The sequence below is a fragment of the Mycolicibacterium monacense genome, assembly GCF_010731575.1.
Lineage (GTDB): Bacteria > Actinomycetota > Actinomycetes > Mycobacteriales > Mycobacteriaceae > Mycobacterium > Mycobacterium monacense.
Genome location: NZ_AP022617.1, coordinates 334,344 through 361,150 on the forward strand (window position 1 = coordinate 334,344; position 26,807 = coordinate 361,150).

Consider the following 26,807-nt stretch of genomic DNA (forward strand, 5'->3'; position numbering starts at 1 on the left):
TCATGGATCCCGACCTTGATCCGAACCTGCAGCACTGGCAGGACCGCCTCGACAACTTCCAGTGGGTGGTCGGTTCGTTCGTGGGGCTGCTCGACAGCATCCCGACCTGACGGCACCGCCGCGCGGCTCCCGTCGGGCCGCAGGTCTGCTCCGTGGCGTCATCCTGGCGCTGCTCACCCTCGACGGTGTGCTCACCGCCGTCCTCGGTGCCTTCTTCCTGCCCCTGCGCATCGGCGTCGCGCCGTTCCCGCTGAGCGCCTTCGTCGTCGGCGCCGTCAACGCCGCGCTGGTGTGGGCGGCGTTCCAGTGGACCGACTCCGGCCGGCTCGCGGCGTTACCGCTCTGGGCCTGGCTGGCCACCCTGGCCGTCCTGACGGTCGGGGGTCCGGGCGGGGATGTCGTCTTCGGAGGCCGTGACGTCATGGCTTTCGGCGTTCTGATCTACACCGCCGTCGGCGTCGCTCCCTCCGCCTGGCTGCTCTGGCGCCGCGGCCTCCGCACCGGCTGAAACCTCCCCGCCCACGCCCGACTCGTCCGGTCGCGGACTACTGTGGCCGATATGCCGGACCCAGTGCTTCCAGGATGTGAGACACGCGGATGAAAGTTGCCATCGCCGGGGTTACAGGGGAGTGGCCCTGAACCCCCAGCACGGCGCTGATCTTCCCAGCCCGGCGGTCCCGCCGAAGTCTGCAGTGCCCACCCCCGCCGCGATGAGGCGCGTACTGCGCCGGGCCCGGGACGGCGTCGCCCTCAACGTCGATGAAGCCGCGATCGCGATGACCGCGCGCGGCGAGGATCTGGCCGATCTCTGCGCCAGCGCCGCGCGGGTGCGCGATGCCGGGCTCACATCGGCGGGCCGCCGCGGACCCGCCGGGCGGCTGCCGGTCACCTACTCCCGCAAGGTCTTCATCCCGGTCACGCATCTGTGCCGCGACACCTGCCACTACTGCACGTTCGTCACCGTGCCCGGACGCCTGCGCGCCCAGGGTGCGGGTATGTACATGGAGCCCGACGAGATCCTCGAGGTCGCGCGTCGCGGCGCCGAATTGGGCTGCAAGGAAGCGCTTTTCACGCTCGGTGACCGCCCTGAGGCCAGGTGGGACGAGGCGCGGCAGTGGCTGGACGAGCGTGGCTATGACTCCACACTCGACTACGTCCGCGCGATGGCCATCCGCGTGCTCGAGGAGACGGGGCTGCTTCCGCATCTCAACCCCGGCGTGATGAGCTGGTCGGAGCTCTCGCGGCTCAAACCCGTTGCGCCGTCGATGGGGATGATGCTCGAGACGACGTCGCGGCGTCTGTTCGAGACCAAGGGGCTGGCGCACTACGGCAGCCCGGACAAGGATCCGGCCGTCCGGCTGCGCACCCTCGACGACGCCGGCCGGCTCTCGATCCCGTTCACCACGGGTCTGCTCGTCGGGATCGGCGAGACGCTCGCCGAGCGGGCCGAGACCATGCATGCGATTCGCAAGTCGCACAAGGAATTCGGTCACGTCCAGGAAGTGATCGTGCAGAACTTCCGGGCCAAGGATCACACCGCGATGGCGTCTACACCGGACGCCGGTATCGACGACTTCCTCGCGACGGTCGCGACCACCCGCCTCGTGCTCGGCCCGAAGATGCGCATCCAGGCGCCCCCGAACCTGGTGTCGCGCGACGAGTGCCTGGCCCTGATCGCCGCCGGGGTCGACGACTGGGGTGGCGTCTCACCGCTGACCCCCGATCACGTCAACCCGGAACGGCCGTGGCCGGCCCTCGACGAGTTGTCCGACGTGACCGCCGAGGCCGGCTACGACCTGGTGCAGCGGCTCACCGCGCAACCGCAGTACGTACAGGCCGGTGCGGCGTGGATCGATCCGCGCGTGCGTGGCCACGTCGACGCGCTCGCCGATCCGGAGACCGGGCTCGCCCTCGACGTCAACCCGGAGGGCCGTCCGTGGCAGGAGCCCGACGAGGCACTGCAGTCGCTGGGACGCATCGACTTGCACGAGGCCATCGACAGCGAGGGGCGGCTCACCGAGACCCGCAGTGACCTCGGCAGCGCCTTCGGTGACTGGGAGTCGATCCGCGAGAAGGTCCACGAACTGGCCGCACGCGCGCCGGAGCGGGTGGACACCGATGTGCTGGCGGCACTGCGCGCCGCCGAGCGCGACCCGGCGTCGCTGTCCGACGACGCCTACCTGGCGTTGGCCACCGCCGACGGGCCTGCTCTGGAAGCCGTTGCCGCGCTTGCTGATTCGCTGCGCCGCGACACCGTCGGCGACGATGTGACGTTCGTGGTCAACCGCAACATCAACTTCACCAACATCTGCTACACCGGGTGCCGGTTCTGCGCGTTCGCGCAGCGCAAGGGTGACGCCGACGCGTATTCGCTGTCCACCGACGAGGTCGCCGACCGCGCCTGGGAGGCGCACGTCGCCGGTGCCACGGAGGTGTGTATGCAGGGCGGGATCGACCCCGAACTGCCGGTGACCGGTTACGCCGACCTGGTGCGGGCGGTCAAGAAGCGGGTGCCGTCCATGCACGTGCACGCCTTCTCGCCGATGGAGATCGCCAACGGCGTGACCAAGAGCGGTCTGTCGGTGCGCGAATGGCTGACCGCGCTGCGCGAAGCCGGTCTGGACACCATCCCCGGCACCGCCGCGGAGATCCTCGACGACGAGGTGCGCTGGGTGCTGACCAAGGGCAAGCTGCCGACGTCGATGTGGATCGACGTGGTCACCACCGCCCACGAGGTCGGGCTGCGGTCGAGTTCGACGATGATGTACGGCCACGTCGACCAGCCCCGGCACTGGGTCGGTCATCTGCGGGTGCTGCGCGAGATCCAGGACCGCACCGGTGGGTTCACCGAGTTCGTCCCGCTGCCGTTCGTGCACCAGTCCTCACCGCTGTACCTGTCCGGCGGCGCCCGGCCGGGACCGACGCACCGCGACAACCGGGCGGTCCACGCGCTGGCGCGAATCATGTTGCACGGCAGGATCTCTCATATCCAGACCAGCTGGGTCAAGCTCGGCGTCGAACGTACGCAGGTGATGCTGCAGGGCGGCGCCAACGACCTCGGCGGGACGCTGATGGAGGAGACCATCTCGCGGATGGCCGGTTCGGAGAACGGCTCGGCCAAGACGGTCGCCGAACTCGTCGCGATCGCCGAAGGGATCGGCAGGCCGGCGCGGCAACGCACCACCACGTACGCACCCCTGGCGGCCTGATCGTCGGGGCAGTAGGCCTTCGCGCCGAACGTGCGCTGACTGCGAATTCCGGGCCGGTATCTCGCAGTGGACGCACGTTCGGCGGAGCCGGTGGAATACAACCGGACCATGGTCCGTTTCACCGGGGGAGTGCCGGCACCGGGCCGGCGCGCGACCGGAGGAGACACACACATGACCGCTGCAACCACCACGGCATTGAGCGCAGGCACCTGGGCCATCGACCCGGTGCACTCGACCATCGGCTTTTCCGTCCGCCACCTCATGGTGAGCAAGGTGCGCGGCACCTTCGACGACTACAGCGGGACCATCACGGTGGGTGAGGACGGCACCGCATCGGTGACCGCCGAGATCGCCGTCGCCTCGGTCAACACCCGCAACGAACAGCGTGACGCCCACCTTCGCGCGGCCGACTTCTTCGACGTCGAGAACCACCCGGTCGCCACCTTCACCTCGACCGGCGTACGGGCCGACGGCGACGGCTACGTCATCGACGGCGAGTTCACCCTCAAGGGCGTCACCAAGCCGATCACCCTCGACCTGGAGTTCAACGGCACCAACCCGGGGATGGGTCACGGCGAGGTTGCCGGATTCGACGCCTCCGTGGTTCTCAACCGCAAGGACTTCGGCATCGACTTCGACGCCCCGCTGGAGACCGGCGGCGCGGTCGTCGGTGACAAGATCACCGTCACCCTCGAAATCGAAGCCCTCAAGCAGGCCTGATACCGACTTCCCGACGCCACGGTGCCGCACGGTGTACGACACCGTGGCGTCGTTTCTGTCCACGCGTTGTCCCAGCGCACAATCGCTTACGCGCATCAGGTGTGGCGGGTGGCAGGTTTGTATCTGCGACGTTTAGTATCAGTAACCACGCGCGGCTCCAGTCCGGGTTGGCGCGTGAAAGTTAGGGCACACTGAGACAACCGTCCAGGTATCGGCTGGGATACTTCCAGGCGGATCGGCGGAACTGCCTCGGGGCGCCCGACCTGATCCGGCAGCCCACTGGACAGTTAGACCGAGGAACACTGAGGAGAATCCGGTGACGTACACCATTGCCGAACCCTGTGTCGACGTTAAAGACAAGGCATGTATCGAGGAGTGCCCCGTCGACTGCATCTATGAGGGCGCACGCATGCTGTACATCCACCCCGACGAATGCGTCGACTGTGGAGCCTGCGAACCGGTGTGCCCCGTCGAGGCGATCTACTACGAGGACGACGTCCCGGACCAGTGGAGTGCCTACACCCAGTACAACGCGGACTTCTTCGCCGAGCTCGGCTCCCCGGGCGGTGCGTCCAAGGTCGGCCAGACCGACAACGATCCGCAGGCCGTGAAGGACCTGCCCCCGCAGGGCGAGGACTGACACGCCTCCGCACGAACCCGCCCCTGAGGTAGCCCGCCGGGCGGTCTCCGCGAAGCTGCCGGAGTTCCCCTGGGACACGCTGGCGGCGGCCGGCGCGCAGGCTCGCGCGCACCCGGACGGCATCGTCGACCTGTCGGTCGGCACCCCTGTGGACGAGGTGGCGCCCGTCATCCGTGAGGCGCTCGCGGCGGCCAGTGGCGCGCCCGGGTATCCGACGACCGCGGGAACACCCGAGCTACGGGCGTCGGCGAAGGCCGCGCTCGAACGCCGCTACGGCATCACCGGCCTGGGGGACGACGCCGTGCTGCCCGTCATCGGCAGCAAGGAGCTCATCGCGTGGCTGCCCACGCTGCTCGGGGCGGGATCGGACGATCTGGTGGTGGTGCCCGAACTCGCGTACCCCACCTACGACGTCGGCGCCCGGCTGGCCGGAGCCCAGGTGATCCGGGCCGATTCGCTCACCCAGTTGGGCCCGCAGCGGCCGGCGCTGATCTTCCTCAACTCGCCGAGCAACCCGACCGGACGGGTGCTGGGCGTCGACCACCTCCGCAAGGTCGTCGGCTGGGCCCGCGACCGCGGGGTGCTCGTCGCCTCCGACGAGTGCTACCTCGGCCTCGCCTGGGACGCCGAACCGGTCTCCGTGCTGCACCCCTCGGTCTGCGACGGCGACCACACCGGCCTGCTGGCCGTGCATTCGTTGTCCAAGACGTCGTCGCTGGCCGGCTACCGCGCCGGCTTCGTCGCAGGCGACCCGGCGGTCATCGCCGAACTGCTCGCGGTGCGTAAGCACGCCGGGATGATGGTGCCGACCCCGGTGCAGGCGGCGATGGTGGCCGCCCTCGACGACGACGCCCACGAACGCGAGCAACGCGAGCGTTATGCGCGCCGCCGCGAGGTGCTGTTGCCCGCGCTGAAGGCCGCCGGTTACACCGTCGACCATTCCGAGGCCGGGCTGTACCTGTGGGCCACCCGCGCTGAACCGTGCCGGCAGACGGTCGACCGGCTGGCGCGGCTCGGGATCCTCGCCGCGCCGGGGGAGTTCTACGGACCACGCGGCGCACAGCACGTCCGACTGGCGCTGACCGCCACCGACGAGCGGATCGCCGCCGCCGCCGAACGGCTTTCGGCGAATCAGGGTTAGCCCGCCGGCACCCGTAATACCGTCGATGCCGTGGACCGGCTTCCGTTCAGTACCGCCGACAAAGCCGAGCGTTACCGCACCGAGCGCTTCGCCGGGGCCGTCGGCCTGAACTGGTACACGACCGATCCCACGCTGCAGTTCACGCTCGCCTACTACGTGCCGCCGGACCAATTGCCCGTTGCCGAAACACATCTGACGCGCATCGGGGAGTTGATGGGCGGTGCGGTCGCCCGATGGGCCGAGGAGACCGACCGCAACCCGCCGCGGCTGGAGCGCTACGACAAGTGGGGCCACGACGTCAGCCGGGTCGTCATGCCACCGTCGTTCACCGCAGCCAAGCGCGCGGTGCTCGACGCCCAACAGGCGCTACGCGACGATATGCGCGCCGCCGGGGGCCGCTCGTCGATCCCGATGTTCGCCGCGAACTACCTGCTCAACCAGGCCGACATCGGGTTGGGCTGCGCGCTGGGCACCGGTGGCGGCATGGTGGCTGCCCTGGTGGCCGCGTATGCACCCGCCGACGTACGCGACCACGTGCTCGCGAAGTTCGAGTCCGGTGAGTGGGCGGGGGAGACGGCCCAGATGCTCACCGAACGCACCGGAGGTTCCGACCTCGGCGCGCTGGAGACGACGGCGACCCGCCGGGGCGATGCCTGGCGGCTCGACGGGTTCAAGTGGTTCGCGTCGAACTGCGACGGTGAGGCCTTCGTCGTCCTGGCCAAACCCGAGGGAGCGCCCGACTCCGGGCGCGGTGTCGCCTCGTTCCTCGTCCTGCGCACCCGGCGCGACGGCTCCCGCAACGGGGTGCGCATCCGGCGGCTGAAGAACAAACTCGGCACCCGTTCGGTGGCCTCCGGAGAGGTGGAGTTCGTCGACGCCGAGGCGTTCCTGCTCTCGGGTGAGCCCAGCACCGAGGCGGGACCGTCCGACGGCAAGGGGCTGGGCCGGATGATGGAACTCACCAACGCCGCCCGCCTCGGCATCGCACTGTTCGCCGTCGGGAATGCGCGACGCGCCCTGGTCGAATCGCTGACCTATGCGCGGAATCGGCACGCGTTCGGGTCCGCGCTGATCGACAAACCGCTGATGCGGCGCAAACTCGCCGAGATGATCGTCGACGTCGAGGCCGCCCAGGCGCTGGTGTTCGATTGCACGGGGCTGGCCAATCACCGTCAGCCGCGGCGCGTGCGGCAGCGCATCGCGGTGCCGGTCACCAAACTCAAGGTGTGCCGGCTCGGCATCACGGCCGCGTCCGATGCGGTCGAGATCCACGGCGGCAACGGCTACATCGAGGACTGGCCGGTGGCCCGGTTGCTGCGCGATGCACAGGTCAACACCATCTGGGAGGGCCCCGACAACATCCTGTGCCTCGACGTCGCGCGCGGCATCCGGCGCGCTCACGCGCACGAACAGCTGCTGAGCCGGTTGCACGACGCGGTGTCGGTGTCCGACGACGAGGCGACCACCGCGCTGGTGTCCCGGCGCGTCGACGATCTCGACGCCGCGATCACGGCCTGGACGAAGCTCCACGGTGCGGTCGCCGAGGCACGCCTGTTCCCGCTGGCGCAGTTCATGGCCGACGTGTATGCGGGCGCTCTGCTGACCGAGCAGGCGGCGTGGGAACGCGCGGAACGCGGCGGTGAGCGGAAAGCGTTGGTCGCCCGGCTGTATGCCCGGCGCTACCTCGACGATCCCGGCCCGCTGCGCGGTATCGACGACGATCGCGACGAGGCGTTGGAGCGGTTCGACGAGCTGGTCGACGGCGCGTTCAGCGGCTGAGCACTTTCGGTGGCGCGAAGACCCAGGGCGAGCACCAGCCGGTCGTCGGGGTCGTCGAGCGAGGTGCCGAGCAGCGTCTCGATGCGCCGGACCCGGTAGCGAATCGTGTTGGGGTGCACGTGCATCCGACTTGCGACGGCCGCGATGTCGCCGAAGCCGTCGAGGTAGGCGTGCAGCGTCTCGGCCAGCAGCGGATCCTTTTCACGGAGGGTCCGCACCCGCGGGTCGACGAGCCCGGGACGGCCGGCGACATGCGCGACGATCTCGTCCAGCAGCACCGTGGCACGGGCGTCCGCCAGCGAGGTGATCTGTCCGATGGCGCCGGGATGGCGTGCGGCACTGTCGAATACGCGGTCGATCTCGGCTCGCGAGGCCGCGACGTCGGCCAGCCCGGGCAGCGGCGCGGCGATCACCGCGTGTAGCGTCAACCCGGCCTCACGGCGCAGCGTACCCACGACGCCGCGCACCCATGACGTCACCGACGGCGCGCCGATCTCGGGGAGCACCACGTACACCCGGTCACCGGCCGAGGCGACCTGGGCGTCGGCGCGAAATGCCGTGGCGCTCAGCGCGATGACATCGGCGGGAGGAGTGGGCGCCGCTGTGCCGAAGCCGATCAGCGCGGCGCGGCTGTCGGCGTCGACGCCCAGCTCGCGGGCGATGGCGCCGATGTCGGTGTCGGTGTCGGACAGCCCGAGCAACTCCCGCACCCGCAGGGTGTGCGTGGACGGGGTCGCCGCCATCCTGCCGAGCACCCGCGCCGCCAGCACCGCCCCGCCGCGCAACACCTCCTCGGCGTCGTCGGCGAACGGTGCCGAACCCTGCTGCAGCCAGATGGTGCCGGCGAACGTGGGTGTGCGACGGGCCCCCGATCGCAGGTGGATGCCGACCGCCATACGCGGGCGCAGCCCGAGCTCGGGCCGTTCGGCCACCCGCACCACGTCGCGACCGGCTCGCAGCGCGTCGAAGATGCCCCACTGCCCGATCCAGGCCAGGTGCTCGGGCGGTCCCGCGCGGCCGAGGATCGACAGCCGGCGCAGCTCGTCGGCCTCCTCGCTGGACGCCGAGTACGCGAGGACGTGCGACTGTGCGTCCTCGATGCTGACCATGCCGCGGGCCCGGTCGGCGATGGACTGCGCGAGACCGAACAGGTCGGTGCCGCCGGGCAGCGGCGGATCGCCGTGGTCGCCGCGGTGGTCGAAGAACTGGTTGACCAGGCGGTACAGCCGTTCCCAGCGGGCATGCGGGTCGACCGCGACGACGGCCGCGCCGCGCGCTATCGCGTGCCGCACGAGTTCGGGCGCCGGGTCCTTGACGAACACCGCCACCGGGGGGCGTGGTTGCGCGGCCAGCCAGCGCACGGCGTCGTCCGACGGGACGCCGAGGAGGAAGAACAGGTCGGCGTTACCCGCCGATGGGGCGATGCCGAGCCGCACGTCGTCGGCGTCGACGAGCGCGACCGAGGCCACCGGCAGGTCGAGACCCCGCGGCGCCTGCTGCAGCGTGACCATGGTGCGATCCAGCGCCAGCAGCAGCTCGCCGAGCCGGATCCGGGCGGCGCGCATATTGTCCGATCGTAATGGCCTGGCGGTGTTTCTTTGGCCGATCGGCTAAGTGACGCAGGTCTCGTCTCGGGGATTCTTGAGCCATGGACGCGATCACCGACGTACCCCTGCCGGCCAACGAGCCGGTGCACGACTACGCCCCCGGGTCGGGTGAACGCACCCGCCTCACCGACGCCCTCGACGCGTTGGCCGCCACACCCCTCGATCTGCCGCACGTCATCGGCGGCCACCACCGCATGGGTGACGGCGAGCGCATGGACGTCGTGCAGCCGCACCGGCACGCCGAGCGGCTGGGCACGTTCGCCAACGCCTCGCACGACGACGCCCGCGCCGCCGTCGACGCCGCGCTCGCCGCGAAACCGGCGTGGGAGGCGACGCCGTTCGACGAGCGCGCGGCGGTCTTCCTGCGCGCGGCCGATCTGCTTGCCGGGCCGTGGCGGGAGAAGCTCGCCGCGGCGACCATGCTCGGCCAGTCCAAATCGGCCTATCAGGCCGAGATCGACGCCGCGTGCGAGCTGATCGACTTCTGGCGGTTCAACGTGGCGTTCGCCCGCGGCATCCTCACACAGCAGCCGGTGAGCGCCCGAGGGGTGTGGAACCGCACCGACTACCGGCCGCTGGAGGGGTTCGTCTACGCGATCACCCCGTTCAACTTCACCGCGATCGCCGGGAATCTGCCGACGGCGCCGGCGTTGATGGGCAACACCGTCGTGTGGAAGCCGTCGCCGACGCAGACGTTCGCCGCGTACCTGACGATGCAGCTGCTCGAGGCGGCGGGCCTGCCGGACGGCGTGATCAACATGGTGGCCGGCGACGGTAGGGCGGTGTCCGATGTGGCCCTGGCCGATCCGCGGCTGGCGGGCATCCACTTCACCGGGTCGACGGCCACGTTCCAGCATCTGTGGCGTGAGGTCGGTGCGAACATCGAGCGCTACCACGGCTATCCGCGTCTGGTCGGGGAGACCGGCGGGAAGGACTTCGTCGTCGCACACACGAGCGCACAACCGGACGTGTTGCGGACGGCGCTGATCCGTGGCGCGTTCGACTACCAGGGGCAGAAGTGCTCGGCGGCCTCTCGGGCGTTCATCCCTCGCTCGGTGTGGCAGCGGATGGGTGACGACTTCCTCGCGGCCACCGAGGCGGTGCGCTACGGCGACGTCACCGACCTGTCGAACTTCGGTGGGGCACTGATCGACTCGCGGTCGTTCGCCAAGAACGTCGCGGCGATCGAGCGGGCGAAGAGCGCATCCTCGGTGACGGTCGCGGTCGGTGGCGAGTACGACGACAGCGAGGGCTATTTCGTCCGGCCGACGGTGCTGCTCTCCGACGATCCGTCCGACGAGTCGTTCAGCACCGAATACTTCGGGCCGATCCTGTCGGTGCACGTCTATCCCGACGACGACTACGAGCGCATCCTCGGCGTCGTCGACACCGGAGCGAAGTACGCGTTGACCGGCGCGGTGATCGCCGACGATCGCAGCGCGGTGCTTACCGCCCAGCAGCGGTTGCGCCACACCGCGGGCAACTTCTACGTCAACGACAAACCGACCGGCGCGGTGGTGGGTCAGCAGCCGTTCGGCGGATCGCGCGCATCGGGCACCAACGACAAGGCGGGGTCGCCGATGAACCTGCTGCGGTGGACGTCGGCGCGGTCGATCAAGGAGAACTTCGTCCCGCCGACCGACCACGACTATCCCCACATGGAGGTGTGAGCAATGGGTGCCTTCCAGCGCGTAGCACGTCCGGTGATCCTGGCGGCCGCCCGGTCGGACTCGCTGCGGCACACGGCGGAGCGGCTGCCGGTGACACGGAATGTGGTGCACCGCTTCGTACCTGGCGAAAGCGTCGAAGAGGCGATGTACTGCGTTACGGGACTGCGGAACTCGGGCCGCATGGTCAGCGTCGACTACCTCGGCGAGGATGTGACCGACGTCGACACCGCGAACGCGACCGTCGAGGCGTACGTGAAACTGCTCGACGCACTTGGCCGCCGGGACGAGCCGGCCGGTGCCGTCAGGCCGCTGGAGGTGTCGCTGAAGCTCTCCGCGCTGGGTCAGGCGCTGCCGCGGGACGGCGAGAAGATCGCACTGGAGAACGCGCACACGATCTGCACGCACGCCCAACGCGTCGGTGCGTGGGTGACCGTCGATGCCGAGGACCACACGACCACCGACTCGACGCTGTCGATCGTGCGCGAGTTGCGTTCGGAGTTCGACTGGTTGGGCACGGTGCTGCAGGCCTACCTGCGCCGCACGCAGGCCGACTGTGCGGAGTTCGCCGCCTCCGGGGCGCGGATCCGGTTGTGCAAGGGGGCGTATGACGAACCGGCTTCAGTGGCGTTCCGCGATGCGGACGAGGTCACGGACAACTATCTGCGCTGTCTGGAGACGCTGATGGCAGGACGCGGGTATCCGATGGTGGCGTCACACGATCCGGTGGTGATCGACGCGGTGCCGGGGCTGGCGGCGGCGCAGGGACGGGCATCCGGGAGTTACGAATATCAGATGCTGTACGGCATCCGTGACCAGGAGCAGCAACGGCTGGCCGATGCCGGAAACGTTGTTCGCGTGTATGTTCCGTTCGGCACGCAGTGGTATGGCTACTTCGTTCGCAGGCTCGCCGAACGGCCGGCAAACATGGCGTTCTTCCTGAGAGCCCTGGCGGGTCGCTGACACGTCTGTCATGATCATGATCGGCGCCGTGTCTGGCCGTGCCCGCCTTGGGTTCGGGGGAACGCGGTGGAGTCGGTCAGGCCACGGGCGCCGTCAGGTGGGTCACCACACCGGGAAGGCCGCGACGGCCATGGTGACGTTGCCGCTGCACGGGCCGCCGAGGATGTCGGTGCGCCAACTGCCTTCGAGTGAACCGTCGCGCTGCGGCACGTAGTAGACGAAACTGCGCGCGGGCGCCCATACCTTCGGTACGCCGTCGCCCATGAAGCAGTCCCACTGCCAGTCGTAGGACTGCGTCCAACGGGCGCCGTCCCACGTGTAGCGAAGCGGTTGCGGAACGGTGGGATTCGACGAGCGTGGACCACTGACCACGGTGGCGATGCACACCCCACTCGAGCAGTCGGTCTTGAAGACGTATTGACCGGTGAAGTCGGCTTCGGGTTGTTGGGCCGCCGGGCTGGTGCCGGCCTTCTGCGAGGCATAGCTCACCACGGAGAACCTGCCCGTCCAGATCTGGCCGACGGGAGCCGCGGATGCGGTGTCCAACGGGCCGACGAGCGTACCGACCATGGCGAGCAACACGACGGCGGCGGTCGACAACGCCACTAACGCTCGACGGGTAGCCATCGTCTGCCTCGCACTCTTCATGACACTCTTCATGCCGGAAGCGCCAGCGTAGCAGTGGAATTCAGGCTGACCTGCGCTGTTACCCGAAATTGTCGATCTTGTTACCGCGTCGGGGGTCACGTCATGCAGAAGGAGTGGTGTTCATGGGTGACGTACCAGCGACCGTCGTGCTGGCGTAGAGCGATGGTCATCCTCAGCCGGGTGTCGGGGTTCTGGTCGCACATCTCCTGGGTGCCGCACCGCAGCAGGCCGTATGCGAACGCCACGTCGGTGCCCGCGGTTACGTGCAGTTCGAGGAGTTCGAACCTGGCGCCGCCGCGGAGGAATTCGAAGAAGTCCGGCCAGGTGCCGCGGTAGGCGTCGAGGCCGCGTACGCCGGTATGTGGCGGCGGCACGTCGAACATCACGATGTCAGGATCGTGGTCGGCCAGCACGCCGTCGATGTCGCAGGCCGCGACGGCGTCGACCCATCGGGTGATCAGCTGGCGGATCGTTGTCTCGGTGCTCATACCGATATGACCCGGCGGCCGGGTGTAAGTCATCGCCGAACCTCAGAACGGGGGTGGTTTGTTGCGTTCGGCGACGAGGTCGTCGTTGAGTCGGCGTTCTTCTTGGATGCGGCGGGCGCGGTTTTGGGCGCGGGTGCGGCGGCGTTTGGGCATTTTGAGGCCGCGGTCGGTGGTGGTGGTCTCGGTGGGTTGGATCGGCGCCTCGGCGGTCGGGGTGCACAGGGTCGGGAACAACAGCGCGCTGCCGGGGCGGGTGGTGTAGGTCTGCCCGCTCGGGGAGGTCCACACGATGGTGGCGTCGGTGAACTGTTCGTCGCGCCAACCGTTTTCACCGGTCCAGAAGGTTTTGAGCAGGTGGTGTTTTCGGCACAGGCATTTGAGGTTGGCGGCGCAGGTCGGTCCGGCCGGCCAGGGCACGGTGTGGTCGATGTCGCAGCGGGTGGCCGGGGCGTCGCAGCCGGGGAATCGGCAGGTCAGGTCGCGGCAGCGCACGAAGTCCTGCAGGGCTGCCGAGGGTCGGTAGTGGGGTTCGGGTGGCGCGTTGCCGGGGTGCTGGATGGTGCGGAGGCGGGCGCGGCGGAGGAAGGCGGCGAGCACGGTGGGGTTGGTGACTCCGGCGCCGATGACGAATGCCGGTGCGCGGCAGGCTGACTGCTGCGGGGCCGACGGTGGTTGCGCAGCGGCCTCGGCCAAGGGCGCCGCCTCCGCCTCGGGGGTCGCTTCCGGTTCCGGCGTCGCTTCAGCCTCCGCCTCGGGGGTCGGCCCCGCTTCGGCCTCCGGCTCTGGCTCAGGCTCCGCTTGCGGCTCCGCCTCGGGCTCCGGCTGCGCCTCGTCTTCGGCCTCCGGCTCGTGCTGGGGCTCAGTCTCCGCGTGCGGTTCCGCTTCGGGTTCGGGCTGCGTTTCGGTTTGGGTGCGGGCGGCGTCGAGTGTTTCTTCGGTGGTGACGATGTGGACGACGACGTCTTTGGTGGGTTGTGTGTCGCGGTGGCCGGGGCAGTCGGGGTTGGGGCATTCGCAGCGCAGGTGGGTGCCGGTGGCGACGGCGGCCAGGGCGTCGTTGCGGCGTTCGTCGGCGGTGCGGGGGTCCTCGTCGCAGACGGTGTGGGCCATGTCGGTGACGCGTTGTTCGAAGGCGGCGCCGTCGGGGGCGTACATGCGGGCCCAGACGGTCATGAAGCCGGCGGCGTCGCTGATGAAGCCGAATTGCAGGCCGCGGTCGTTTTCGGCGTCTTTGACCCGCCGTAGCGCGCCGGGGTCGTGGGTTTCGACGATGGCGTCGATGGCGGCGAGGGTCTTCTTTTCTGATTGGGGTCCCCAGCTGGTGATCTGGGCGGCCAGGTCGGTGTCGACGGCGGCCATCAGGGTGGGGTCGGTGATCAGGGCGGTGCGGGTCACGATGGCGCGGACCAGCAGGTCGGTGATCAGTCCGGCGGTGAACAGGGCGGCGACCTGGGGGAGTCGGTCGGCCAGGGCGACGGCGCGGTGGGTTTGGAACATGGCCAGGCGTTCGGTGATGTTGTGGGCGGCGGCCAGTTCGCTGACGGCGTTGGCGTCGGGGTCGACGAACCAGTTGTGGCGGTCGGTGGCGGTGTCGCAGCCGGTGCGGCGGCGGAACAGTTCGGCCATGGCGGCCAGTTTGCGGGCGGCGGCCGCGTTTTCGGCGCGTCCCCAGCCGGCCGAGGCGGCCACCAACTCCGCGTCACTGAGCGCGGAGAAGTCGCCGATCCCGGGCAACGAACCATCGAACATGTCTTCGATTCTGACAGACGGGTCTGACACGCAACCCCCGAAAACCCCACGCCTGTGGATGAATTCACCGCTGGGGACAACCGGGATGACTCAGCCGAGTAAGCGCTCCCGAAGCAGCAGCATCCCGTACGCCGCGATGCTCTGGGCGTCGGTGATCTCTCCGTCGGCGACCATCCGCTCGAACTCGTCGCGCGTGAACCAGGCGCTGCGCATGTCCTGCTCCTCGTGTTCACGGTCGTGGTCGCCCTCGGTCAGGTCGGTGGCGAGGAAGACCCAGCCGCGTTGGCTGCTCATCCCCGGCGCGACGTCGAGCAGGCCCAGCGTGGTGACGGTCCCGGCCCGCAGTCCCGTCTCCTCCCGCAACTCCCGCGCAGCCAGGTCGAGCGGCTCCATATCGGCCCGCCCCGGGGCGGTGCCCTGCGGGAACTCCCACCGGCGCAACCCGAGCGGGTAGCGGAACTGTTCCACCAGCTTGAGCCGGTCACCGTCACAGGCGATCACCAGCGCATAGTTCGGCTTGTCGACGACGGCGTAGATCCCGTCACTGCCGTCCGGGCGTTGGATGTCGTCCTCGCGCAACGTCAGCCAGTCGTTGCGGTACACCTCGCGCGACGACACCTGCCGGATCGAATCCACGCGACCAGTATTGCCCAGCCCGGACGAGTAGCCTCGTCGGCGTGTTGCTGACCTCGCTGAACCCCGCCGCGGTCGCCGCAGGCGCCGATATCGCCGACGCCGTCACGATCGGGGAGGCGGTGCTCAGCCGTAGCGATCTGGTCGGGGCGGCCACGTCGGTCGCCGAGCGGGTCGGCGGTGCGCAGCGGGTCGCGGTGCTGGCAACGCCGACGCCCGCGACGGTGTTGGCGATCACCGGCTGCCTGATCGCCGGCGTGCCCGTCGTGCCCGTGCCCGCCGACGTGGGTGTGGCCGAACGCCGCCACATCCTCACCGATTCCGGCGCGCAGGCGTGGCTCGGCGACAAGCCCGAGGACACTGAGCTGCCGCACATCCCCGTCCGCCTGCACGCCCGGTCCTGGCACCGCTACGCCGAACCGCATCCCGACTCGGCCGCGCTGATCGTCTACACCTCCGGCACGACGGGCCCGCCCAAGGGCGTCGTCATCAGCCGCCGCGCGATCGCGGCCGACCTCGATGCGCTCGCCGAGGCGTGGCAGTGGACCGCCGAGGACACCCTCGTCCACGGGTTGCCGCTCTACCACGTGCACGGGCTGGTGCTCGGACTTCTCGGTTCGCTGCGCATCGGGAACCGGTTCGTCCACACCGGTCGGCCCACCCCCGAGGCCTACGCACAGGCGCAGGGCACGCTGTACTTCGGGGTGCCGACGGTCTGGTCCCGCATCGCCGCCGACGACGACGCCGCCCGCGCACTGGCGACGGCGCGGCTGCTCGTCTCGGGCAGTGCGCCGCTGCCGGTCCCGGTGTTCGACCGGTTGGCGGCGTCGACGGGCCACGAGGTGGTCGAGCGCTACGGCAGCACCGAATCGTTGATCACCCTGAGCACCCGCGCGGACGGGGAGCGCCGGCCCGGCTGGGTGGGACTCCCGCTGGCCGGGGTGGAGACCCGCCTGGTCGGCGACGACGGCGCACCGGTGCCCCACGACGGCGAAACCATTGCGCGCCTAGAGGTTCGCGGCCCGACGTTGTTCGACGGATATCTGAACCGGCCGGATGCGACGGCCGATGTGCTGGGTGTGGACGGTTGGTACCGCACCGGTGACGTCGCTGTTGTCGACGGGGTTGGTATGCACCGCATCGTCGGCCGTGAGTCGGTCGACCTGATCAAGACGGGCGGCTTCCGAGTGGGGGCCGGTGAGATCGAGACGGTCCTGCTCGGCCACGACGGCGTCGCCGAGGCCGCGGTGGTCGGGATGCCCGACGACGATCTCGGCCAGCGCATCGTCGCGTTCGTCGTCGGTGATGCGACACCCGAGGCGTTGATCGATTATGTCGCCGAACAACTCTCGGTGCACAAGCGGCCCCGGGAAGTCCGCATGGTCGACAGCCTGCCCCGCAACGCGATGGGCAAGGTGCTCAAGAAGGAGCTGACGCAATGGGTTTGAGGTTCACCGATCTGTGTGTCGATGCCGCCGACATCCACGCGCTCGGGGGCTGGTGGGCCGAGGTCCTCGGATATGCCCAGGAAGTCACCGACGACGGTGACGTGATCCTGCGGCCGCCCTCAGGTGCCGGCCCGAACATCTTGTTCCTCGCCGTGCCGGACGAGAAGGTGGTCAAGAACCGCCTGCACGTCGACCTCACCCCCGACGATCAGCAGGCCGAGGTCGACCGGCTGCTCGCACTGGGCGCCCGCCGCGTCGACATCGGGCAGGGCGAGCAGAGCTGGGTGGTGCTGGCCGACCCCGAGGGCAACGAGTTCTGCGTGCTCGCTGCGCAGAGCTGAAGCGCCGTCAGCCGGCGGCCAGCGCGTCGATCGCCGCCTGCAGCCGTTTGGTGACGTCTTCGGCGATCGGCTGCAGCTGCGGTTCGCCGGTGACGTCCACGAGCAGCTGTGGGTTCATCGCCTCGACCAGCGTGGTCTGCGGGTCGTCGGGATCGCTGCGCACCACCACGTTGCACGGCAGGAGCAGGCCGATCTGCCGGTCGACGCCGATCGCACGGTGGGCCAGCGGGGGATTGCAGGCGCCGAGGATCAGGTAGTTCTCCATGTCCTCGTCGAGCTTGGCCTTCAGCGTCGACTTGACGTCGATCTCGGTCAACACACCGAAACCCTGTTCCGACAACGCTTCCCGCGTGCGGGTCACCGCGTCGTCGAAGTTCGTCTTCAGGCTGGTGGACAATGCGATACTCATCTACGACTCCTTTGTCGTCCTTTGTCGATGTATCAGGCCAGTGCGAGGAACAACTTCTCGAGCTCGGCGACCGACATCGGGTCTCTCCCGTCGGCACCCTCACCCGCAACGCATTCCCGCAATCCGGTGGCCACAATCTTGAATCCGGCGCGGTCGAGTGCGCGAGACACCGCCGCGAGTTGTGTCACGACGTCCTTGCAGTCGCGGCCCTGCTCGATCATCGAGATCACGCCGCCGAGTTGGCCCTGGGCCCGGCGGAGCCGATTGAGGACCGCGTCGATGGCTTCTTGGTCGCCGACCATGGCTGTTCCTTTCGTTCCGTCGCTCCATGTTACCGGTGGGGGTATACGTCCAGGTCAGCGCACCGCCGGCGGGACGGCGACCGCGGATAGCGCGGACCGGGCCCGGAATAAATACCCTATGGGGTATTGTAGAACATACCGATCGGGGTATCCATGGGCGAACGCTGCAGGATGCCCCGGCGACCAGTCCGACCAGAGAAGGAGAGGCAGATGTGTTACGCCGTCACGTGCCCGTCCTGCGGCAAGACCACGTGGGACGGTTGCGGCCAGCACGTCGACGACGTGATGCGGTCGGTTCCGACCGCGGACCGTTGTCGCTGTGAGCGAGTGACCGAAACCCCACGCCGGACCGCCGGCCGGTTCTGGCGCCGGTGATCGGGTAGAGGGAGTCATATGGCGGTGGCGATAGGCCTGGGCCTCGGTGCGCTGATCGGCGTTCTGCTGGGGCTGCTCGGCGGCGGCGGTTCGATCCTCGCCGTTCCGGCGCTGGTCTACGGGATGGGCCTCGGGATCGAACAGGCCATCCCCATCTCGCTCATCGTCGTCGCCACCGCCTCCGCAGTCGGGGCGTTGCCGAAAATCCGTGCCGGACAGGTGCAGTGGCGGCTCGCCGGCATCTTCGCGGCGGCGGGCATCCCGGCGACCGTCGCGGGCAGCGCGATCAGCAGGCATCTACCGCAGCCGGCGCTGATGATCGGATTCGCGGCGGTGATGGTGTTCGCCGGGATCCGCATGCTCACCGACCAGGAGAACACCGGCACGGCATGCGAGGTCGAAGCCGGCCGGGTCAACTGGCGCCGCTGCGCACCCCGGTCGATCGGCGCCGGCCTGCTGGTCGGACTGTTGACCGGCCTGTTCGGCGTCGGTGGCGGGTTCCTCATCATCCCCGCGCTCGTGGTGGTGCTCGGCGTCGAGATGTCAGTCGCCGTCGGCACATCGCTGCTGATCATCACCGCCAACTCCGTCGCCGGCATCTTCTCGCATCTCGGCGCCATCACCGTCGACTGGACGGTCATCGCTGTGTTCGTCGCCGCCGCGATGGCGGCGTCGCTGGTGGCCGGACATCTCGGCACCAAGGTCGACACCACCCGATTGCAGCGGTGGTTCGCCTACCTCGTATTCGCCGTTGCCGCATACGTAATCGTCGACACCGTCTTCCTACAGTGACGTAGAAAGGGAAATCACATGCACGTCTCCATCATCGAAACCTCCGGCCTCGGGGATCGCAGCTACCTGATCAGCGACCGCGACACCGCCGTCGTCGTCGATCCGCAGCGCGACATCGACCGGGTACTCGCACTCGCCGACGAGCGCCAGGCGCGGATCACCCATGTGTTGGAGACCCACCTGCACAACGACTATGTGACCGGGGGCCTGGAGCTCTCCCGCACGGTCGGTGCCGAATACGTGGTGCCCGCGGGCGACGACGTCGGTTACCCCAGGCGCGCCGTCACCGAAGGTGACGTCATCGATGCCGGGCCGATCCGGTTGGAGGTCCTCCACACACCGGGGCACACCCACCACCACGTGAGCTATGTGCTGAGCGACGACACCGGAACGGTCCACGGCGTCTTCACCGGAGGCTCGATGTTGTTCGGCACCACCGGACGCACCGATCTCGTCGGGCCCGACGACACCGAGAAGCTCACGCACGCGCAATACCACTCGGTGCGCAAGATCGCCGACCGGCTGCCCGCCGACACGGTCGTCTACCCGACCCATGGATTCGGCAGTTTCTGCTCGGCGACACCGGCTTCCGGCGACGCGTCGACCATCGGCGAACAGTGGCAGGCGAATCCGGCGCTCACCAAGGACGAACAGAGCTTCGTCGACGAACTGCTCGCCGGACTGGAGGCGTACCCCGCCTACTACGCGCACATGGGCGTGATCAACCGCGAAGGCCCTGCACCGGTGGACCTCACACCGCCCGCACCGGTCGATCCGGCCGAACTACGCCGCCGGATCGAGGCCGGTGAGTGGGTGGTCGATCTGCGCAACCGCACCGCGTTCGCCGCAGGACATCTGCAGGGGACGCTGGGTTTCGAGCTGTCCGGATCGTTCGTCAGCTACTTCGGCTGGCTCTACGAGTGGGGCGCCCCGGTGACGCTGATCGGGGAGTCGCAGGACCAGATCGCCGACGCCAAACGGGAACTGGTGCGCATCGGGGTGGACCGCCTGACCGGTTCGGCCACCGGCGACATCGACGAACTGCGCGACGGGGCCGAGGTCGGCAGCTATGCAGTGTCCGACTTCGCCGGTCTGGCAGAGCATCTGGACGATGACACGGTGGCGGTACTCGACGTGCGGCAGCACGGCGAATACGAGGAAGACCACGTCCGGGGCGCGGTCAACATCCCGCTGCACGAACTCCCGCAACGGCTGGACGAGGTTCCCGCGGGAACGATCTGGGTGCACTGCGCCTCGGGTTACCGGTCGTCCATCGCGGCGTCGTACCTCGACCGCGCCGGCCACGATGTCGTGCTGATCGACGACGACTTCGGCAACGCCGGTCAGTTGCCGCTCAGTTCGCGTGCAGCGCCTCGTTGAGCGTGACACCGGTGCCGTCGCGCCGGACCACTTCGACGGCACCGGAGACGGAGTTACGGCGGAACAGCAGGTTGTTTGCACCGGAGAGGTCACGCGCCTTCACCGTCTGCCCGTCTGACGTCTGCACCTTGGTGCCCGCGGTGACGTACAGCCCCGCCTCCACCACGCAGTCGTCACCCAGCGAGATGCCCAGCCCGGCGTTCGCGCCGAGCAGGCAGCGCTTGCCGACGGAGATGACCTCTTTGCCGCCCCCGGACAGGGTGCCCATGATCGACGCGCCGCCACCGACGTCGGATCCGTCGTCGACCACCACGCCCGCCGAGATCCGGCCCTCCACCATCGACGAGCCCAACGTGCCCGCGTTGTAGTTCACGAAACCCTCGTGCATCACCGTCGTCCCCGGCGCGAGGTGCGCACCCAGGCGCACCCGGTCGGCGTCGGCGATCCGCACACCGGTCGGCGTCACGTAGTCGACCATCCGCGGGAACTTGTCGATCCCGAACACGGTCACGGTCCCGCGGCGCCGCAACCGGGCGCGCACGGTCTCGAAGCCCTCGACCGCACACGGCCCGAAGTTGGTCCACACCACGTTGGCCAGCACCCCGAAGACGCCGTCCAGGTTGGCGCCGCGCGGCTGGATCAGCCGGTGGGACAGCAGGTGCAACCGCAGGTAGGCGTCATAGCCGTCGGCCGGCTTGTCCTCCAGCGAGGAGATGACCGTGCGCACGACGACGATGTCGACGTCGCGGTCCTCGTCGCGGCCGGTGAGCTCACCGAGTTCGGCCGGAACCTCGGCGACCGACAGGCGGACGGTCCCGGACTCGCCGAGGTCGGCGCCCAGTTCGGGCGCCGGGTACCAGGTGTCGAGGACGGTTCCGTCGGCGGCGATGGTGGCCAGGCCGATTCCTGCAGCAGAAGTCACGGAGCTAGAGATTACCGTTGACCTCATGGCCCCATCATCGGCTCTTCGCGCAAGCGGCTCATCGCTGGATCTCCGTGGTGACCCGGTCGAGCTGACGGCCGCACTCGTCGACATCCCCAGCGAGTCGCGCCACGAGCAGCGCATCGCCGACGAGATCGAGGCCGCACTGCGCGAACAGACAGACGGTTTCGAGATCATCCGCAACGGCGACGCGGTGCTGGCCCGCACCAACCGGGGGCTCCCGTCACGCGTGCTGCTGGCCGGGCACATCGACACCGTGCCCGCCGCCGACAACGTCCCCAGCCGCCGGGTCGGTGACGAGCTGCACGGCTGCGGCACCTCCGACATGAAGTCCGGGGACGCGGTGTTCCTGCACCTCGCCGCCACTGTCGCCGACCCCGCACACGACCTCACGCTGGTGATGTACGACTGCGAAGAGATCGAGGCGTCGGCCAACGGGCTCGGCCGCATCGAACGCGAACTGCCCGAGTGGCTGCAGGCCGACGTCGCGATCCTCGGCGAACCGTCCGGCGGTTTCATCGAGGCCGGCTGCCAGGGCACGCTGCGAGTCGTGGTGAGCGCCACCGGAACCCGGGCGCACTCCGCGCGATCCTGGTTGGGCGACAACGCCATTCACAAACTCGGCGCGGTCCTCGACCGGTTGGCCGCCTACCAGGCCCGCAGCATCGACATCGACGGCTGCGTCTACCGCGAGGGACTCTCCGCGGTGCGCATCGACGGCGGCATCGCGGGCAACGTGATCCCCGACGCCGCCTCGGTCACCGTCAACTTTCGCTTCGCCCCCGACCGCACCGTCGACCAGGCGCTGGCCCACGTCCACGAGGTCCTCGACGGACTCGACGTCACCGTCGAGCAGACCGACGCCGCCGCCGGAGCCCTGCCGGGGCTGACCAGGCCGGCGGCCGCGGCGCTGGTCGAGGCCGCCGGCGGACAGGCGCGGGCCAAGTACGGGTGGACCGACGTGGCGCGGTTCGCGGCGCTGGGGATCCCGGCCGTCAATTACGGTCCGGGGGATCCGAACCTCGCCCACCGCGCGGACGAACGGGTCGACGTCGGCCAGATCACCGCGACCACCGAGGTGCTGCGCCGGTATTTAACCGCTTGACGCGCTGACTTACCCTCGAAGACATGTGGGGAGACGACGACATCTCCGGGTGATCCGGAAAACCTGCTCGTCCGTACTCGTACCCTCCTCGAAAGTCCCCGCATGTCATCGATCGTCTGTTCCTCCCTGTCGTTCGCCTGGCCCGACGGCACCACGGTTTTCAGCGAGCTGACCGCCTCTTTCGGTGACGGCCGCACCGGCCTGGTCGCGCCCAACGGTGCGGGCAAATCCACTCTGCTGCGGCTGATCGCGGGGGAGTTGTCGCCGTCGGCCGGGACCGTGAGCGTCACCGGGACACTCGGTCACCTCCCGCAGACCCTGCCGCTGGCGGCCGACCTCACCGTCGCCGACGTGCTCGGTGTCGCTCCGGTGATCGCCGCGCTGAACGCACTCGCCGAAGGTGATGCCGGTGACGACGTGTTCACGGCCATCGGCGACGACTGGGATGCCGAAGAATGCGCCCGCGCCCAACTGGACCGGTTGGGGCTCGCGCACGTAGCGCTCGACCGTCGCCTCGAAACGCTGTCCGGCGGCGAGATCGTCTCCGTGGGCCTGGCGGCGAAACTCCTCGAGCGGCCCGACGTGCTGCTGCTCGACGAGCCGACTAACAACCTCGATGCCGACGCCAGGAACGCGCTGTACGCCGCGCTCGACGATTTCGCCGGCACCCTGCTGCTGGTCAGCCACGACCGGGTGCTGCTCGACCGGATGGACCGGATCGCCGAACTGAGCCGTGGCGAAATCGTCTTCTACGGCGGCAATTTCACCGCCTACCGGGAGGCGGTGGCAGCCGAGCAGCAGGCCGCCGAAAGCGACCTCCGCAACGCCGAGCAACAGCTCAAACGCGAGAAGCGTCAGATGCAGGAGGCCCGCGAGCGCGCGGGGCGGCGTTCGAACACCGCGGTGCGCAACCTCGCCGACGCGGGTCTGCCGAAGATCCTCGCCGGGGCCAGGAAGCGCAGGGCCCAGGAGTCCGCAGGCAGGGCCGACGACGTACACGCCAGGCGGGTGGGTGACGCCAGGGTTCGGGTCGAGGACGCCGAGCGTTCGCTGCGTGACGACGATGCGATCGCGCTCGACCTGCCCGACACCGAGGTGCCCGCCGGCCGCAACCTGTTCGCCGGGCACGGGCTCCGCATCGCCCGCGGCGGCCGGGAGCTGTTCGCGGACAACGGAATCGACCTCTCGCTCCGGGGGCCGGAGCGGGCCGCCCTCACGGGACCGAACGGGGCGGGCAAATCCACGCTGCTGCGGATCATCGCCGGCGCCGTCGAGCCCGACGCGGGTGCCGTGCAGCGCGCCGACGGCCGAACCGCCTACATCTCCCAGCGGCTGGACCTGCTCGACGACGACCTGTCGGTGGCCGAGAACCTGGCCCGCTTCGCGCCGGACATGACCGTGACCAGAAGCCGACACCTGTTGGCGCAGTTCCTGTTCCGCGGTGACCGCATCCATCTGCCGGTGTCGGTGCTCTCGGGCGGCGAGCGGCTGCGGGCGACGCTGGCGTGCGTGCTCTACGGCGAACCTGCGCCGCAGCTGCTCCTGCTCGACGAGCCGACCAACAACCTCGACCTGGTCAGCGTCGGCCAGCTCGAATCGGCCCTCGATGCCTACCGGGGTGCGTTCGTGGTGGTGAGCCACGACGAGCGGTTCCTGGCCCAGATCGGCGTGGACCGGTGGCTTCGCCTGGCCGATGGGGTGCTGGTCGAGAGGTGAGGGTCAGACCTGCTGGGTGGGGGTCGGCGCGTCGGGCCCGCCGTCGCGGTTCTCTTCCACCGGCGCCCTCTCGGACTCGCCCGCACCGGCGGCGCCCGTCGCCGCCTGGACGATCTGCTGGACTCCCTGCATGACCTGTTGCGGCACCTGCTGCAACCCCTGCACCAGACCCTGCACCGCGCCGCTGCCCTGCTGACCCATCTGGCCGAGCTGCCCGAGTGCCTGGCCGATCGCTCCCGTCGCACCGGCTGCCGTGTTCGCCCCGCCGCCGCCACTGGCCGGGCCGCCGGGGCCGCCGGCCCCCTCGATCGCGGCCTTCAGCTTGCCCGCCGAGCGCTCGTCGCCCTTGTCGTAGGCGGCGGCGGCCTTCTGCAGCAGCTCGGCGATCTTGTCACCGCTTCGGGCGGTGGTCTGCAAAGTGCCCTGCCGCGCACCGAGCAGGCCGGTGAGGGCGTTCTGGACCGCGAAGGCGATCTGACCGTGGGAGGCCTCGACACCCGCGACGGTCGGTGCGCCGCCCACGAGCTGCGATACTCCCGCGGCGATCTCGGCATGTGTCTGCGAGAACTGGCGCAGACCATCGGTCTGCACGAACAGCGGCCCACCGGTCATGGGGTCAGTTTAAGTGCCGCCGGGTGGGGCGGACGGCGGCAAAACTCAGGCCCGCACGGCGTCGGCCTGCCGCTCGGCATCGGCGGCCGAGCCCTGCAGGCCTATCGCAGCGAACGCCCCGGCGGCCTCGTCCAGCCCGACCGGGTCCGCCGCCGTGAACGCCCTGGCGTGCAGGAGTGCGATCCGCCCGAACTCACAGTCGACGCCGAGGCGGGCCATGTGGTCGGCCGCGCGCGCATCACCCAGGCGCACCGCGACGTGCAAGGCCCGTAGCGCCACCGCCAGCTGACCACCCCGCTCGGCGGTGCGCGCCGCATCGCGGGCCGCGGCGACCGCGCCGTGGGTGTCGCGGCGCGCCGACATCGTCCAGGCCCGGCCGAGCCCGAGTTCGGGAGCGAACAGCATCGACTTGAGTCCGTGCCGAGACTCCGCGCGGGCCAACGCTTTACCGGCCTCGACGGCGGCGCCCCGCTCGCCCAGCGCCTGCGCGAGGAGCATCCACGCCAACGGGCCCCACGAATAGCCCGTCGGTGCGAGGGCCGCTGCCGCGTCACGCAGCAGCGCCGCCGCGCCGTCCACGTCGCCGCGGGCGATGAGCACGTCGGCGATCAGCACCTCGCCGATCGCCCGCCCCGGCTGCTGCAGTTCGGCGAATTCGGTGATCCGCCGGGCCAGTTCCTGTGCGCGGTCCAGCTCACCGGACATCATCAGCGCCGTCGTCTGCCCGAATCCGGTGGTGAAGCGCAGCAGGCCGGGGTGATCGGCGGCCGCGGCCCGCTCCGCCAGCGCGTCGACCTCGAGGAACCGGCCCATCCGGGCGCAGCTGAGGGCCGCGGCGGCGGCCGCCCACCCGATCGCCGTGTCATCGGCGTCCGCGGAGTCGAGCACCTCGGAGGCGATCTCCACCGCCCGGGCCGGGGTACCCGCGTTCATCGCGAAGGTCGACGACAGCGCATCGATCGTCGTCCTGGCGGCCGGGTTGACCACCTGGTTGCGCACCGTGCGCAGGAACGCCGTCGCCCGTTCGGGTTCCGAGAGCATCCAGAACCGGTTCGCCGCGCACGGCAACGCCCACGCCATCAGGTCGCCCTCGTCGAGCGCGGCTTCGTCGACCGCGGCGAGCACCTCGTCGGCTTCGCGTCCGCGGCCCTGCCAGCCGAGCGCGTAGCCCAGCGCCAACCGGGCCCGCAGCTCACCCGAATCCTGCAGCGCCGCGCGCGCCAGGCGCTCACTCAGCCGGAGGTCACCGAGCCGCAGCGCCTCCTCGGCGGCGGCCGTCAACTCCGCGGCGGGCACGTCGTGGTCGCAGTCGAGCGCCATCGCCGCCACCTGCAGCCGCTCCAGGACGCCGGTCGGTCGGGCTGCCCACAGCCGCGCGACGACCTCGGTGCGCAGCCTGCGCAGGTCCGGTCCGCCGATCCGGTCCCGGACGGCATCGACGAACAACGGATGTCCCGCGTGCACCACGTCACCCTCGACGGCGACCGCACCCGCAGCCGTCGCCGCCACCACGGCCTCGTCACCGGCCAGCGCACGCAACTCGGCCGCCGGCAGCGGATCGCAGACCGCCAGGTACTCCAGTGCGTGCCGCGCCGGCGCCGGGAGATCGGCGATGAAGGACTCGACCTGCGCCGCGACCCGGGTGTCGTCGTGCCCCGGCGGTTGCAGGTCGATGCGGGCCAGCAGATCGTCCTCCCACAGTGCCGCGAGCGGCGCGGGCACCGGCGTCCCGGCGGCCACCGACACCACCAGGCTCGCGGTGCCGGTCAGCCCGAGCTGATACAGCAGGGTCGCCGACAACGGGTCGAGCAGATGCGCGTCGTCGACGTAGAGCACCTGATCGCGCAGTCTCTCGCGCGCCGCGCGCACGATCGCCGCCGTCTTGCCGGTGGCCGGGATGTCGATCAGACGGCGGAACGCGCCGAACGGGATGGCGGCGTCGAAGGCGGTTCCCGTGACCGACCCGCCCGGCCCCAGGCGCTCGGCGGCTGCCCGCAACAACGTCGTCTTACCCACCCCGGCCGGGCCGATGACCACGGCGCCGGAGCGCGTGCGGACGCCCGCCTCGATGGATTCCAGTGCCGGTTCGTGCGGCGCCACAACCCAGTCGACAGGCACCGCCGGATTGTAGGACCGTCTA

The 26,807-nt window shown here is 69.7% G+C and carries 24 protein-coding genes; 14 read left to right on the forward strand and 10 right to left on the reverse strand.

The window, feature by feature from the left end; genetic code table 11:
- Positions 1-61: 61 nt before the first annotated feature.
- From G6N49_RS01640 to G6N49_RS01665, 6 genes are all read left to right on the forward strand, one after another.
- The gene (locus G6N49_RS01640; RefSeq protein ID WP_011561411.1) at positions 62-508 is read left to right on the forward strand and encodes a hypothetical protein; all 447 of its coding nucleotides are present in this window, start codon (positions 62-64) and stop codon (positions 506-508) included.
- A 121-nt stretch (positions 509-629) separates the two neighbouring features.
- The gene (locus G6N49_RS01645) at positions 630-3,209 is read left to right on the forward strand and encodes a bifunctional FO biosynthesis protein CofGH (RefSeq protein WP_011856642.1); all 2,580 of its coding nucleotides are present in this window, start codon (positions 630-632) and stop codon (positions 3,207-3,209) included.
- 171 nt (positions 3,210-3,380) lie between these two features.
- A complete protein-coding gene (locus tag G6N49_RS01650) occupies positions 3,381-3,929 on the forward strand; it encodes a YceI family protein (RefSeq protein WP_011561409.1) in 549 nt (182 codons plus the stop codon).
- A 316-nt stretch (positions 3,930-4,245) separates the two neighbouring features.
- Entirely contained in the window at positions 4,246-4,569 is a 324-nt protein-coding gene (fdxA, locus tag G6N49_RS01655) for a ferredoxin (protein WP_011561408.1), read from the forward strand.
- Positions 4,570-4,624: 55 nt separating this feature from the next.
- Entirely contained in the window at positions 4,625-5,710 is a 1,086-nt protein-coding gene (gene dapC / locus G6N49_RS01660; protein WP_083045198.1) for a succinyldiaminopimelate transaminase, read from the forward strand.
- 30 nt (positions 5,711-5,740) lie between these two features.
- Positions 5,741-7,489 (forward strand): acyl-CoA dehydrogenase family protein, encoded by a 1,749-nt coding sequence (locus G6N49_RS01665; protein WP_011561406.1) that lies wholly within the window; start codon positions 5,741-5,743, stop codon positions 7,487-7,489.
- Here G6N49_RS01665 and G6N49_RS01670 read toward each other — a convergent pair.
- Positions 7,390-9,054 (reverse strand): PucR family transcriptional regulator, encoded by a 1,665-nt coding sequence (locus tag G6N49_RS01670; protein ID WP_011561405.1) that lies wholly within the window; start codon positions 9,052-9,054, stop codon positions 7,390-7,392. The two genes, G6N49_RS01665 and G6N49_RS01670, sit on opposite strands and share 100 nt — an antisense overlap.
- An 83-nt stretch (positions 9,055-9,137) precedes the next feature.
- Between G6N49_RS01670 and pruA the strand changes: the two genes are divergently transcribed.
- Positions 9,138-10,766, forward strand: coding sequence for an L-glutamate gamma-semialdehyde dehydrogenase (pruA, locus tag G6N49_RS01675; RefSeq protein ID WP_011561404.1), 1,629 nt, complete (start codon positions 9,138-9,140; stop codon positions 10,764-10,766).
- 3 nt (positions 10,767-10,769) lie between these two features.
- Positions 10,770-11,726, forward strand: a complete 957-nt coding sequence (locus tag G6N49_RS01680; RefSeq protein WP_011561403.1) for a proline dehydrogenase family protein — start codon at positions 10,770-10,772, stop codon at positions 11,724-11,726.
- 102 nt (positions 11,727-11,828) lie between these two features.
- Here G6N49_RS01680 and G6N49_RS01685 read toward each other — a convergent pair whose 3' ends face one another.
- The 4 genes from G6N49_RS01685 to G6N49_RS01700 form a co-directional block, all read right to left on the reverse strand.
- Entirely contained in the window at positions 11,829-12,353 is a 525-nt protein-coding gene (locus G6N49_RS01685; protein ID WP_011561402.1) for an Rv2253 family sensor-like surface protein, read from the reverse strand.
- A 116-nt stretch (positions 12,354-12,469) separates the two neighbouring features.
- The gene (locus G6N49_RS01690; RefSeq protein ID WP_011561401.1) at positions 12,470-12,895 is read right to left on the reverse strand and encodes a YybH family protein; all 426 of its coding nucleotides are present in this window, start codon (positions 12,893-12,895) and stop codon (positions 12,470-12,472) included.
- A gap of 9 nt (positions 12,896-12,904) precedes the next feature.
- Positions 12,905-14,611, reverse strand: coding sequence for a DUF222 domain-containing protein (locus G6N49_RS01695; protein WP_197913478.1), 1,707 nt, complete (start codon positions 14,609-14,611; stop codon positions 12,905-12,907).
- 90 nt (positions 14,612-14,701) lie between these two features.
- Entirely contained in the window at positions 14,702-15,247 is a 546-nt protein-coding gene (locus G6N49_RS01700; protein WP_011561399.1) for an NUDIX domain-containing protein, read from the reverse strand.
- A 41-nt stretch (positions 15,248-15,288) separates the two neighbouring features.
- On the opposite strand from G6N49_RS01700, the gene G6N49_RS01705 reads away from it, so the two are divergent.
- Together G6N49_RS01705 and G6N49_RS01710 are read left to right on the forward strand one after the other, a co-directional pair.
- Entirely contained in the window at positions 15,289-16,692 is a 1,404-nt protein-coding gene (locus G6N49_RS01705) for an acyl-CoA synthetase (protein WP_011561398.1), read from the forward strand.
- On the forward strand, positions 16,683-17,033 hold the full coding sequence (locus G6N49_RS01710; protein WP_011561397.1) for a VOC family protein: 351 nt from the start codon (positions 16,683-16,685) through the stop codon (positions 17,031-17,033). The genes G6N49_RS01705 and G6N49_RS01710 overlap by 10 nt, the downstream gene beginning before the upstream one ends.
- 7 nt (positions 17,034-17,040) lie before the next feature.
- Here the strand turns inward: G6N49_RS01710 and G6N49_RS01715 are convergent, their stop codons facing one another.
- Positions 17,041-17,442 (reverse strand): DUF302 domain-containing protein, encoded by a 402-nt coding sequence (locus tag G6N49_RS01715; RefSeq protein ID WP_011561396.1) that lies wholly within the window; start codon positions 17,440-17,442, stop codon positions 17,041-17,043.
- Positions 17,443-17,474: 32 nt separating this feature from the next.
- Positions 17,475-17,744, reverse strand: coding sequence for a metal-sensitive transcriptional regulator (locus G6N49_RS01720; RefSeq protein ID WP_011561395.1), 270 nt, complete (start codon positions 17,742-17,744; stop codon positions 17,475-17,477).
- Between the two features lie 393 nt (positions 17,745-18,137).
- Here G6N49_RS01720 and G6N49_RS01730 point away from each other — a divergent pair, with 393 nt between their 5' ends.
- Both G6N49_RS01730 and G6N49_RS01735 read left to right on the forward strand, forming a co-directional pair.
- Positions 18,138-18,911, forward strand: coding sequence for a sulfite exporter TauE/SafE family protein (locus G6N49_RS01730; protein WP_011561393.1), 774 nt, complete (start codon positions 18,138-18,140; stop codon positions 18,909-18,911).
- A gap of 18 nt (positions 18,912-18,929) precedes the next feature.
- Positions 18,930-20,291 carry an MBL fold metallo-hydrolase gene (locus G6N49_RS01735; protein ID WP_011856638.1) on the forward strand — a complete coding sequence of 454 codons (1,362 nt, stop codon included), beginning with the start codon at positions 18,930-18,932 and terminating at the stop codon, positions 20,289-20,291.
- Here G6N49_RS01735 and dapD read toward each other — a convergent pair.
- On the reverse strand, positions 20,266-21,213 hold the full coding sequence (gene dapD / locus G6N49_RS01740) for a 2,3,4,5-tetrahydropyridine-2,6-dicarboxylate N-succinyltransferase (RefSeq protein ID WP_011561391.1): 948 nt from the start codon (positions 21,211-21,213) through the stop codon (positions 20,266-20,268). The two genes, G6N49_RS01735 and dapD, sit on opposite strands and share 26 nt — an antisense overlap.
- A gap of 25 nt (positions 21,214-21,238) precedes the next feature.
- Between dapD and dapE the strand changes: the two genes are divergently transcribed.
- Both dapE and G6N49_RS01750 read left to right on the forward strand, forming a co-directional pair.
- Positions 21,239-22,339 (forward strand): succinyl-diaminopimelate desuccinylase, encoded by a 1,101-nt coding sequence (dapE, locus tag G6N49_RS01745; RefSeq protein ID WP_011561390.1) that lies wholly within the window; start codon positions 21,239-21,241, stop codon positions 22,337-22,339.
- 102 nt (positions 22,340-22,441) lie between these two features.
- The gene (locus G6N49_RS01750) at positions 22,442-24,055 is read left to right on the forward strand and encodes an ABC-F family ATP-binding cassette domain-containing protein (RefSeq protein WP_011561389.1); all 1,614 of its coding nucleotides are present in this window, start codon (positions 22,442-22,444) and stop codon (positions 24,053-24,055) included.
- Between the two features lie 3 nt (positions 24,056-24,058).
- On the opposite strand, the gene G6N49_RS01755 is transcribed toward G6N49_RS01750, so the two are convergent.
- Entirely contained in the window at positions 24,059-24,667 is a 609-nt protein-coding gene (locus tag G6N49_RS01755; RefSeq protein WP_011561388.1) for an ESX-1 secretion-associated protein, read from the reverse strand.
- A 45-nt stretch (positions 24,668-24,712) separates the two neighbouring features.
- The gene (locus G6N49_RS01760) at positions 24,713-26,785 is read right to left on the reverse strand and encodes an ATP-binding protein (RefSeq protein WP_011856637.1); all 2,073 of its coding nucleotides are present in this window, start codon (positions 26,783-26,785) and stop codon (positions 24,713-24,715) included.
- Positions 26,786-26,807 lie beyond the last annotated feature (22 nt).

What these genes read in the sequence shown, in the direction of transcription:
- G6N49_RS01650 (WP_011561409.1), top strand. Translation starts at nt 3,381, where the DNA reads ATGACCGCTGCAACCACCACGGCATTGAGCGCAGGCACCTGGGCCATC.
- G6N49_RS01670 (WP_011561405.1), bottom strand. Translation starts at nt 9,054, where the DNA reads ATGCGCGCCGCCCGGATCCGGCTCGGCGAGCTGCTGCTGGCGCTGGAT.
- pruA (WP_011561404.1), top strand. Translation starts at nt 9,138, where the DNA reads ATGGACGCGATCACCGACGTACCCCTGCCGGCCAACGAGCCGGTGCAC.
- G6N49_RS01680 (WP_011561403.1), top strand. Translation starts at nt 10,770, where the DNA reads ATGGGTGCCTTCCAGCGCGTAGCACGTCCGGTGATCCTGGCGGCCGCC.
- G6N49_RS01685 (WP_011561402.1), bottom strand. Translation starts at nt 12,353, where the DNA reads ATGGCTACCCGTCGAGCGTTAGTGGCGTTGTCGACCGCCGCCGTCGTG.
- G6N49_RS01690 (WP_011561401.1), bottom strand. Translation starts at nt 12,895, where the DNA reads ATGACTTACACCCGGCCGCCGGGTCATATCGGTATGAGCACCGAGACA.
- G6N49_RS01695 (WP_197913478.1), bottom strand. Translation starts at nt 14,611, where the DNA reads ATGTTCGATGGTTCGTTGCCCGGGATCGGCGACTTCTCCGCGCTCAGT.
- G6N49_RS01710 (WP_011561397.1), top strand. Translation starts at nt 16,683, where the DNA reads ATGGGTTTGAGGTTCACCGATCTGTGTGTCGATGCCGCCGACATCCAC.
- G6N49_RS01715 (WP_011561396.1), bottom strand. Translation starts at nt 17,442, where the DNA reads ATGAGTATCGCATTGTCCACCAGCCTGAAGACGAACTTCGACGACGCG.
- G6N49_RS01720 (WP_011561395.1), bottom strand. Translation starts at nt 17,744, where the DNA reads ATGGTCGGCGACCAAGAAGCCATCGACGCGGTCCTCAATCGGCTCCGC.
- G6N49_RS01730 (WP_011561393.1), top strand. Translation starts at nt 18,138, where the DNA reads ATGGCGGTGGCGATAGGCCTGGGCCTCGGTGCGCTGATCGGCGTTCTG.
- G6N49_RS01735 (WP_011856638.1), top strand. Translation starts at nt 18,930, where the DNA reads ATGCACGTCTCCATCATCGAAACCTCCGGCCTCGGGGATCGCAGCTAC.
- dapE (WP_011561390.1), top strand. Translation starts at nt 21,239, where the DNA reads ATGGCCCCATCATCGGCTCTTCGCGCAAGCGGCTCATCGCTGGATCTC.
- G6N49_RS01750 (WP_011561389.1), top strand. Translation starts at nt 22,442, where the DNA reads ATGTCATCGATCGTCTGTTCCTCCCTGTCGTTCGCCTGGCCCGACGGC.
- G6N49_RS01755 (WP_011561388.1), bottom strand. Translation starts at nt 24,667, where the DNA reads ATGACCGGTGGGCCGCTGTTCGTGCAGACCGATGGTCTGCGCCAGTTC.